This window comes from Bowmanella yangjiangensis (assembly GCF_017255015.1).
In the GTDB taxonomy this organism is placed as follows: domain Bacteria; phylum Pseudomonadota; class Gammaproteobacteria; order Enterobacterales; family Alteromonadaceae; genus Bowmanella; species Bowmanella yangjiangensis.
In genome coordinates, this window is sequence record NZ_JAFKCS010000422.1 from 1 (window position 1) to 672 (window position 672).

Consider the following 672-nt stretch of genomic DNA (forward strand, 5'->3'; position numbering starts at 1 on the left):
GATACCGCTGCGCACTGCCTGCAACAGGTGCGAGGTCAGCTCGAAGTTGGGCCCGCTGCGCATGCGCTCCGGGGCCAGGCCATGGCGGGCGAACCAGCTGGCCCAGAGCGGCGGATGGCTGGCCACCTGCAGCAGCGTCTGCGCGGCGATGGTCTCGGCGTCGACCACCTCGCCCGCCGCCAGCAGCGCGGGGCTGGCGACCACCACCATGGTTTCTTCCAGCAGCGGGTGCACCACCAGTTCCGGCCAGTCGCCGCTGCCGACGGTGATCGCGGCGTCGATCTCGCCGTCGGCGAAATCCACCGCCTGGATGCGCGAATGCACATGCACCTGCACGCCGGGGTTGGCCGCGTAGAAGCGATTCAGCCGGGGCAGCAGCCAGGTCGAGCCGAAGGTTGGCAACAGCGCCAGGCGCAAGGTCCCCATGCCGGAGCCATAGGCCACCGCCTGCAGCGTGGCGCTGCGGATCTGCGCCAGGGCATCGCCGAGTTCACGCAGGTACAACCGGCCCACGTCGGTCAGCACGATGTTGCGCCCCTCGCGGCGAAACAGGCGCACGCCCAGCTGCGCCTCCAGCGCCTGCACCTGACGACTGACCGCACTCTGCGTCAGCGACAGCTCCCTGGCTGCACGGGTGTAGCTCTCGTGCCGGGCAGCGGCCTCGAAAGCCAG

General features: G+C 70.2%; 1 protein-coding gene. It reads right to left on the bottom strand.

Translation table 11 applies throughout. The features are described from left to right. Positions 1–672 (bottom strand): LysR substrate-binding domain-containing protein (locus tag J0A65_RS24930; RefSeq protein WP_206596920.1); only part of this gene is annotated, 672 nt, incomplete at both ends.